The sequence below is a fragment of the Eoetvoesiella sp. genome, from assembly GCF_035555955.1.
Taxonomy (GTDB): Bacteria; Pseudomonadota; Gammaproteobacteria; order Burkholderiales; family Burkholderiaceae_B; genus Eoetvoesia.
Window position 1 is genome coordinate 30,120 of sequence record NZ_DATMGA010000030.1, and the last position, 8,583, is coordinate 38,702.

The window sequence follows — 8,583 nt, forward strand, 5'->3', positions numbered from 1 at the left end:
GATGTTGTCTCAGGCTTCATGCCCGGCTCCTACAACGCAAGAATATGATGCTGCGAGGCATGCGCGCGCTGGCGCAAGGCGTCCAGGTCGATACCCTGCATCCGCCCATGGCGCTTGACCGTCTTGCCGGCAACGAAGACAGTGTCGACATTGCCGGGATGCGCCGCCAGCACGACAGCGCCAACGGCGTCGGAAACGGGCGTCAGGTTGAGATCGTCGCCGCGGATCAGCACGATATCCGCCTGCTTGCCCGGCGTCAGCGAGCCAATCTTATGATCGAGGCCGTTAGCGCGCGCACCAGCCATGGTGGCGAATTCGAGAACGTCGCGCATCGAGATGGTGGCCGGCGCGTTCTGGATGCTCGAATGATTCCCGCCCATCCACGATCGGTAGTAGGCGAAGGCATGGCGCATCTGCGTGAACATATCGCCCGAGCATTTCGTCTCGGTATCGCCGCTGAGGCTGGGCCTGATGCCGACCGCCAGCAGGCGGTCGAACGGAATGTCGCCGATGCCCTGCGCATTGAGTTCGCAGTGCACGCCCAGCGAAGCGCTGACCCCGTAATCGGCCATCATGGCGATTTCATCCGCACCGGAAAAGCAGCAATGCACAAAGGTCAGGTCGTCGCCCAGCACGCCGGCGCTTTGCATTTGCGCAATGCCCCTTACCGAAGCGTTGCGCTCATAGGCGCCCATATGTATGGTGGACCGGATTCCCAGCTCGCGCGCAAGCCGCAAGTCGTCCATCCACACGTCATGCACGGCCATTTCGGGACCTCGGCCGGCCATGGCCAGCGTCAGCAACTGGTCGTCCGACGAAAAGTATTGTTCGCGCAGCCGGCGGATGTCCTGCGGGTGGCCGCGCTGGCTGTTGAACATCCACGACACGCCGTCTACCAGCGGCCAGCCGTGGGCGAACACGCCGCGGATGCCGGCGTCGCGCAGCCCAAAAATGGAGGCGTCGGCGTGCTCGGGGCTGTTCTGTATATGAGACCAGTCCAGCATGGTCGTAATGCCGCCCTCCAGCGCCGCCACGGCTCCCAGCAGGGTCGCCACGTAGACATCCTCGGCACGATAGGCCGCGCCTTTGGCGCCAAGCATTTCGGCAAAATAGATCTGGGGGTCGATGTCCGCATAGCGATGCCGCACGCAGCTTTGCCAGGTATGGCGGTGCGTGTCGACGAAACCGGGCAGGACGATCATGTTCCGGGCATCGATATGCTCGGCCTCGGGCGCGTCGATGCTCCGGGCAACCGCAATGATGCGCTCGCCCTCGATGAGTACGTCGCCAACCTGCATCTCGCCAATGGCCGGGTCCATGCTCAGCACCCAGCCGCCCTTGATCAGTATCCGTCGAGTCGTCATTGTTTGAACCATTTTTCCAATTGTCCCCGAACTTCGCCGCCGCGCGCCGCATCGTAGCCGGCCCAGGCAATATAGGCATCGGGCCTAATCAGCAGGCCCGTTACGCCCTTCATGCAGGCGGGCGCGTTGGCGGCCCGCGCCTGCACGACGGTAATCGGCAAATCCCCTACGTCAAGACTCTTGAACTGGTTGCTGAAGCCTTCCAGATCCAAAAGGACGAAACGGCGGCCGCGCAGCAGCTCGGCGACGCGCCATGTCTTCCCTTCCGCCGTCACCAAATCGAAGTCGGGCAAATGCCTGCCGCACAGTGGATGCGAGCCGGGATCGCCGGCATAGGGCGCCTCCAGGCCGCACAGCTCCAGCACCAGCTTGCGCTGAACGGCGGGCTGCGGAATGATGTTGCGCGCCATATGGCGCTTGAGCGCCACGCCATCGGGCTCGAAATTGAACTGCAGCGCGCATTGCGTCTTTACGCTTTCAAGCAGGGCGTGCATGACGGGAAGGCGCTCTTGATCATAGCTGTCGAGCACCGACTCGTCGGCCGCGCCATTGACCACGCTGGCCAGCTTCCAGCCCAGGTTGAAAGCGTCCTGCAGGCAGAAGTTCATGCCCACGCCGCTTGCCGGGTAGTGGATGCGGGCCGATTCGCCTACCAGGAAAACCCGCTTCCGGCGCAGGCTGGGCACGGCGCGCATCTGATCGTCGAAGCGGGACGCCCAGTTGTAATCCGTGATGCCGTAGTCGGTGCCATGGACATCGCGCAGGCATTGCAACGCTTCTTCCAGGGTCACGGGCTCGTCCTTGGGCGCATGGCGCCGGTCGCGATGCACGATATTGAAGCGCGTGACGCCATCGCCAAACACATAGCCGCGCACCCAGCCCATTTCGTTGTCGACGTTGATGCGCCCGCCGGGCCACGGAGCCTTCAGCCTGGCATCGATGACAATGCCGCGAAACGTTCCGGAATGGCCCTCGAACGGGAACCCCGCCTGGGAACGAACGACGCTGCGGCCGCCATCGGCGCCGACAAGATAGCGTGCAGTCAGCGTTGACGCATTGCCGTCGGCATCATGCACATCGATCTCGACACCCTCGTCGTCCTGGCGCACGGCTTTGACCTCCGAGCCGCGCTGTATCTGGGCACCACTCTCGTCGGCCCATTCCCACAAGACTTCTTCGGTCTTGTTCTGCGGCAGGCCCAGCGTAAAGCCGAAACGGGTTTCCAGGTAGCTCCAGTCTATGGGATGAAAGCCAGCCCAGATATGCGATGGCCGGAACGGGAATGGCGCAATCTCGCTTGTTTTCCTGATGAAGCGATCCGCGATGCCGCGCGCGTCGAACAGCTCCAGCACTCGCGGCAGCAGGGTACCCGCCCTGGACTGCACGCCTTCGGTGCGCCGTTCCAGCACCAGCGTCCTGGCTCCCGAGCCGGCCAGCTCGGCCGCCACCGTCAGGCCTGAAGGGCCGGCGCCCACGACAATTACATCCCACTTCATCAATGCTCTCCACTAAACACCGGCGCCGGTAAGTTGCCTTCGCTCGTCTGACGCTTCAGGAACCTCCGGTGCAACGTCAAGGCGGCGACAATCGCCACGATGCCGGAGCCGGCGAAAACCGTTGCCATCCCGGCCGGCAATGCATTGGCGAGATCCGCATAAAGATACTCGCCGGCCAAAGCGATCAGAGTGGGCGAAAGCCCTTGGCCGATAAGGCCGTTAAGCACGAGAATCAAGGCCATGATCAGCCCCACCCTGGAAGAAGACACGACTCTGGCGACCAGCGTCGAGGTGACCGCCATGAATGTCCATGAAAACAGCACCACCATGCCATCCACGACCCAGAACGTCGTCACGGTTCGCGCCAGGCACAGCGACACGGTCAGCACCGTGACCACGACGCTGACGATCACACCCACGAACGCCACGTCCGAAAGCCGGCTCTTGCCCTTTTTATCCATTGCCTGGCCGGCGAACCACAATCCCAACGGCCCCATCACCAGCATCAGCCCGCCCTGGATCAAGCCGAACTCGCGCATGCTCATGTGAAAGGTGCGCGCGGCCATGGCGGGCATCCAGCTGCCAAGACCCGAAGTGACCATGGACAGCGCGACGGTAAATACCAAGAGAGGCAGGAAGATCGCACGGTTATTGCTCAAATAGCGGACGATGTCGGTCAAGCTGTGCTTTTGGTCATCGCCGGTTTCCCGGGGCCTTCCGGGATCTTTGGGAAGAAAGACGATAAATGCCAACGGAATCCCCACCAGGCCGATGACAAACAATGTGGCCTGCCACGGCGAAACAGCGCCTATCAGCGGCACCGAATGCACGCCCGCCGCCTCGATGGCTCCGATCAATGGACCGCCCAGCACCAGGGACAAGCCCGTGCCCAGCATCAGCGCCATGGTGTAGACCGACAAGGCTCGCGCGCGCCGCCCCTCGTCGACACCATCGCGAATCAACGAATAAGAAGCCGGTGAAATAAGCGCCTCGGCGCCTCCCACCACCACACGGGCAATAATCAATACGAGGAATATCGAGGCTGCCGCATTGGATATGACCGCCAACGACCAAAGCAGCACGGCCCCCGATATGACCACCCTTCGATTGCATCGGTCGGCCAGCCAGCCGGCCGGCAGCCCCATCACAATATTCGCCACGGCAAACGCCGCGCCGATCAGGAAGCTGATCTGGACGTCGCTGACACCGAAATCGTGCTTGATCGGCCCAACCATCAATACAAGAATGTTCTTGTCGATCTGCGCCAGCATGCTGATCAGGGTCAGGCATGCAACCAGGCCCCATTGGGCAAGCACGCTTTTGCCGCTGCGATATGTCTGCATCATGTTTTCCTTGATCGATGATTTATCGGCGGCATCCGGCGCAACCGAAGCGCCTGGAAGGCGCTCGCGCGGGCCGTACTCGCAAACAATGCATGGTCATGGGTGTCTCCTGGTTTTTTTGAATTGAACAGCGCTCTGTGCCATGGCTGGCTGATCCACACGTTCAGATCCGTGGCTTGGCCAAACACAGGAACCGGCGCTGCGCTATGTGAATGGAATTATTGGGCAGGCCGTTTCATTTGCAAAATTTATTATTTAAATCAATAATATTTATGAAATAAATGTATATCCCATGCGCTACAACAAACTCGACTTGAACCAGCTCGTCGTGCTCGACGCCCTGCTATCCACGCGCAGCGTGGGGCAGGCCGCCGATCGCCTGTTTCTCAGCCAGCCGGCGACAAGCTGCGCATTGGCCCGACTGCGCAGTTACTTCGAGGACGAGCTGCTTGTCCCGGTGGGCAAGACCCAGGTGTTGACGCCGCTGGCCGCCGAACTCGAGAAGCCGGTGCGCGACGTCCTGCTGCAGATACAGGCCATTACGCACACCAGGCCCGGCTTCGACCCACGCACCTCGACACGGCGCCTGAAAATCGAAGCCTCCGATTACGTAATCAGTGTTTTCCTTTCCGCCGCCATGAGAAAGGCGGAAACCTTGGCGCCCCTGATGCAATTCGACCTGCGCTCCATCAGCCCGCAAACACCGGAGCATCTGAACGGCGGCGAAATAGACCTACTGATCGCCCCCGAATTCGCCATCGTACCGGGCCACCCCAGCGAACTGCTGTTCGAAGACGATTTCTCGTGCCTGGCAAGCACCGAGCATCCGCTGGATGCCAAGACCCTCACCGCCGACCAGTACTTCAACACTGCGCATGTCGGCGTCGAATGGGGCGGCGGGCGGCGCATTACCTTCGACGCCAAGACCATTGCGGCAAGCGGCAACCGGGCCCGCCGCCAGGACTTGATCGCACCGAGCTTCACGCTAGTCCCGGATCTTCTCGTGGGCACATCCCGTATTGCCACGCTGCCGACCCGGCTCGCCCGGCAAATGACTTCACGCTTCCCGCTCAAGCTGCTTCCCTGCCCTGTCGAGGTACCCAGCTTTTCCGAGAATCTTCAATGGCATAAGTTCCAGGAACGCGATCCTGCCATTGCCTGGCTGCGCTCGCTGTTGCTCGAGACCGCGCAGGGCTTGCCTGCTCAGGCTCCGCATCGCGCGGACAAGAAAAAACGCCAGGCCGGCGCCGATAGACGTAATAATCGGTAGGTATCCGGCGTCAAGGACATCCGTCCGGTTTTCCCAGCTACTGCCCGCCTGTCAGATTGTTCGAGATTTTCTGCGCGGTGGCGGTCACGGCCTGGGCCATGGGCTCTATTTTTTCAGGCGTGACCCTTAATGTCGGCCCGCCGCCCGCCACCGCGGCGACAACCTTGCCGGACATATCTCGAATCGGGGCGGCCACCACCCTCAAATGCGGCACCAGCTCTTCGTCATCCAGGCTCCAGCCTCTTTGGCGCACCAGATCGAGGTTGCGCTGCAGCGCCTCGACGTCTGTCAAGGTCTTTTCAGTATGCTTTTCCAGTGGGGCGGCAAGTGCAAACCTGGCCAGGTCGGGCTCGCCATAAGCCAGAAACAGTTTTCCCGCCGCAGTGCAATGCAGCGGCCCAAATGCGCCGACGTCCGACGCCACCCTGATAGGATGGGCCGATTCGACTACCGAAAGGTAGAGGACATGGTTTCCGCTGCGTACCGACAGTTGCACGGTCTCTTGTATCTCTTGCGAAAGCCTGGTCAGGAAAGGCTGCGCCTGCGCCGCCACCGAAAGGCCTCGCAACTTATGGCCGGCCAGGCTGACCGTTCCCAATCCCAAACGGTACTTCCGGGTTTCTGGATTCTGCTCGATCAGATTTCGGCGTTCGAGCGCCTTCAGGGCCCGAAAGACCGTGGCTTTGTCCGAATTGCACAGGTCGGCGATTTCAGTGACGCCCACATCGCGGCGGGCCTGGGCGACGCAAAATAAAATATCAAGAGTCTTGTCGATGGCGGACATGCATGGAGCTCGGAAGAAACGAGTTGAAAACCCTTTGGATCTGCTAGGAAGTTAGCATACCATCTACCATTGCGAACCGAGCTTGCGCAGCCAGCGCCAGCAGCCGCGCCAACGCCGGCCATACTGCCTGACGCGCGTCATCCGCCATGATCCAGCTTGCGCTGGGCGTAGCCAATCAGGGCGTTCAGCCCCAGGCCCACGGCGCAGATCCACACCAGCGGCACGAACATGTCCACGATTTTATAGGCCCGCGCGGCCACGGTCAGCATGTGGCCCAGGCCGTCGGTGGAAGCGATCATCTCGGCCAGGAACACCACCACACAGGCGATGACACCCGACACCCGCACGCCGGCCAGTACCGTGGGAACGATGGCCGGGAAGGTGACTTTCCACAGGCAGTTCGCGCGGCTGGTGCCGGCCGCCCGCGCCGACCAGATCAGCTTCTGGTCGACGGAACGGGCCGCCGCCCAGGTGGCCATGAGCACCGGAAAGGTGGCGTCGGCGACAACCAGCGCCACTTTGGACGAGTTCTCGAAACCCAGGATCAGGATAAGGGCCGGGTACAAGGCGATTTTGGGGATGGGCGCGATCAGGCGCACAAAGGCATCGAGCATGGCCGCGCTAAGGCGCGACAACTGCGCGGCCAAGCCCAGCACCACGCCCAGCACAATGGCAATGGCCAAACTCAAGGCCAGCCGATACAGCGTAATGCCAAAGTTGTGCCAGAACTCGCTGCCCAAGGCGATTTCCACCAGCCGGCCGGCGATGGAACTGGGCGCGGGCAGCAATTGCGGATCGACCCAGCCCAGGCGGCACACGATTTCCCACAGAACCAGCACCAGCAGCGGCGACAAAATGCGCTTGGCATGCTTGGCGAATGCGGCCGGGCCGCCGCGGCACGAGCGCGGCGGCGCGGGAGCGAAAGCCGGTTTTTCGTCATTCATGGAAGCAAAACCGGCACGTGGCTTGCCAAGCTGTTTCGGCATGGCATCAAGTATTGCCGCATACCTGGATCTGGGCATGGCAGTCTCCTATTTATGCCTTGCATATGGATGAAACATAGCGCCAGGCTCATTATCGCAATGCACCGTCATCAACGGATTCGGCCCAGCGTGTCAAATGACGGCGTACCTTCTCGAAAATCCAGTTCAATGCCACCCCCATCACAGCCAAAACGAGGATGACGGCATACACGGTCGGATACAGAGCCATGTCCATGGAGGTGAACAGCAGGTTGCCCACGCCTTCCTGGCGCGCGATCATCTCGGACGACACCATGACGATCAGCGCCATGACCACGCCCACCCGGCAGCCGATGAGGATCTCGGGCAGCGCGGCCGGCAGCACGATGCGGAACAGGCGCGAGACCGCCCCCATGCCCATGGCCTGCGCCGTCCAGACCAGCTTGTTCTCGATGCGGCTGGCGCCCAGGCAGCTGTGGTACAGCAGCGGCAGGCTGACGCCCATGGCAATGACGAAGATCTTCGAGAAGCTGCCCAGGCCGAACCACAACATGAGAATGGGCATCAGCGCCGCCTTGGGCATGGGATACACCAGGGAAACCAGCGGATACAGGAATTCGTGCACCGCGCGGCTGCGGCCCATGGCCAGGCCCAGCGGAATGGCGAACACCGCCGCCCAGGCGTAGCCGATGAACATGCGTCCCAGCGACAAGGCCATGGCCCATAAGGCCTGAGGGTCGAACAGCAGCCCCGGCAAGGCGCGCAGCGCCGCCACGGGCCCCGGGACGGAACCCAGCCCCAACCGCCAGGATAACAGCGCCCACAGGCTACCCAGCAACAAAACGACCAGCACCATCGCGACCGCCGGCCGTTCGTACCAGAAAACCCTGGCAATACCTTCCGAGGCTTCGACGCGCGCCCGGGTATTCATGGCCTAGACTCCCTGCAAGGTATTTGCGATGACCGGATCATGCACTCCCTCCTCCGACCAGCAGGCGCTCGAGCTGGATGATGTATTCCTGGTAGGCGGGGTTGCGCAGCAGCTCGGCGCGCACCCTGGGACGCGGCAGATCGATGGGAACGATCTCGCGCACCGCCCCCGGCGTGCCGGTAAGTACCACCACCCTATCCGACAAATACACGGCTTCGTCCACGCTGTGCGTGACGAACAGCACCGTGTTGTGCAATTGCTCCCACAGCGACAGCAGCTCGGCCTGCAGGGTCAGCCGCGTATGCGCGTCCAGCGCGCCGAACGGTTCGTCCATGAGCAGGATTTTCGGTTCGTACGCCAAGGTGCGCGCAATGGCCGCGCGCTGGCGCATGCCGCCGGAAAGCTCGCGCGGATAGAAGTTGGCGTAGTTTTT

At 61.9% G+C, this 8,583-nt stretch carries 8 protein-coding genes; 1 reads left to right on the top strand and 7 read right to left on the bottom strand.

What is annotated here, in order from left to right:
* Positions 1-29 precede the first annotated feature (29 nt).
* From VNT00_RS09155 to VNT00_RS09165, 3 genes are read right to left on the bottom strand one after another with little or no spacing between them, the layout of a single operon-like run.
* Positions 30-1,364 (bottom strand): amidohydrolase family protein, encoded by a 1,335-nt coding sequence (locus tag VNT00_RS09155; RefSeq protein ID WP_325586684.1) that lies wholly within the window; start codon positions 1,362-1,364, stop codon positions 30-32.
* Positions 1,361-2,860, bottom strand: a complete 1,500-nt coding sequence (locus VNT00_RS09160) for an FAD-dependent monooxygenase (RefSeq protein ID WP_325586686.1) — start codon at positions 2,858-2,860, stop codon at positions 1,361-1,363. Before VNT00_RS09160 ends, VNT00_RS09155 begins: the two co-directional genes overlap by 4 nt.
* A complete protein-coding gene (locus VNT00_RS09165) occupies positions 2,860-4,206 on the bottom strand; it encodes an MFS transporter (RefSeq protein ID WP_325586688.1) in 1,347 nt (448 codons plus the stop codon). Before VNT00_RS09165 ends, VNT00_RS09160 begins: the two co-directional genes overlap by 1 nt.
* Before the next feature lie 289 nt (positions 4,207-4,495).
* Between VNT00_RS09165 and VNT00_RS09170 the strand changes: the two genes are divergently transcribed.
* Positions 4,496-5,473, top strand: coding sequence for a LysR family transcriptional regulator (locus tag VNT00_RS09170; RefSeq protein ID WP_325586689.1), 978 nt, complete (start codon positions 4,496-4,498; stop codon positions 5,471-5,473).
* Positions 5,474-5,510: 37 nt separating this feature from the next.
* Here the strand turns inward: VNT00_RS09170 and VNT00_RS09175 are convergent, their stop codons facing one another.
* From VNT00_RS09175 to VNT00_RS09190, 4 genes are all read right to left on the bottom strand, one after another.
* Positions 5,511-6,257, bottom strand: coding sequence for an IclR family transcriptional regulator (locus VNT00_RS09175; RefSeq protein ID WP_325586690.1), 747 nt, complete (start codon positions 6,255-6,257; stop codon positions 5,511-5,513).
* A gap of 137 nt (positions 6,258-6,394) precedes the next feature.
* The gene (locus VNT00_RS09180) at positions 6,395-7,201 is read right to left on the bottom strand and encodes an ABC transporter permease (protein WP_325586691.1); all 807 of its coding nucleotides are present in this window, start codon (positions 7,199-7,201) and stop codon (positions 6,395-6,397) included.
* 130 nt (positions 7,202-7,331) lie between these two features.
* Complete coding sequence (locus VNT00_RS09185) at positions 7,332-8,150, bottom strand: ABC transporter permease (protein WP_325586693.1); 819 nt, start codon at positions 8,148-8,150, stop codon at positions 7,332-7,334.
* A 37-nt stretch (positions 8,151-8,187) separates the two neighbouring features.
* Positions 8,188-8,583: ABC transporter ATP-binding protein (locus tag VNT00_RS09190; protein WP_325586695.1), on the bottom strand; the 396-nt coding region annotated here is incomplete at its 5' end.

Excerpts from the sequence above, each read along its gene's own strand:
- VNT00_RS09175 (WP_325586690.1), bottom strand. The coding sequence starts at position 6,257 with ATGTCCGCCATCGACAAGACTCTTGATATTTTATTTTGCGTCGCCCAG.
- VNT00_RS09155 (WP_325586684.1), bottom strand. The coding sequence starts at position 1,364 with ATGACGACTCGACGGATACTGATCAAGGGCGGCTGGGTGCTGAGCATG.
- VNT00_RS09160 (WP_325586686.1), bottom strand. The coding sequence starts at position 2,860 with ATGAAGTGGGATGTAATTGTCGTGGGCGCCGGCCCTTCAGGCCTGACG.
- VNT00_RS09185 (WP_325586693.1), bottom strand. The coding sequence starts at position 8,150 with ATGAATACCCGGGCGCGCGTCGAAGCCTCGGAAGGTATTGCCAGGGTT.
- VNT00_RS09165 (WP_325586688.1), bottom strand. The coding sequence starts at position 4,206 with ATGATGCAGACATATCGCAGCGGCAAAAGCGTGCTTGCCCAATGGGGC.
- VNT00_RS09170 (WP_325586689.1), top strand. The coding sequence starts at position 4,496 with ATGCGCTACAACAAACTCGACTTGAACCAGCTCGTCGTGCTCGACGCC.
- VNT00_RS09180 (WP_325586691.1), bottom strand. The coding sequence starts at position 7,201 with ATGAATGACGAAAAACCGGCTTTCGCTCCCGCGCCGCCGCGCTCGTGC.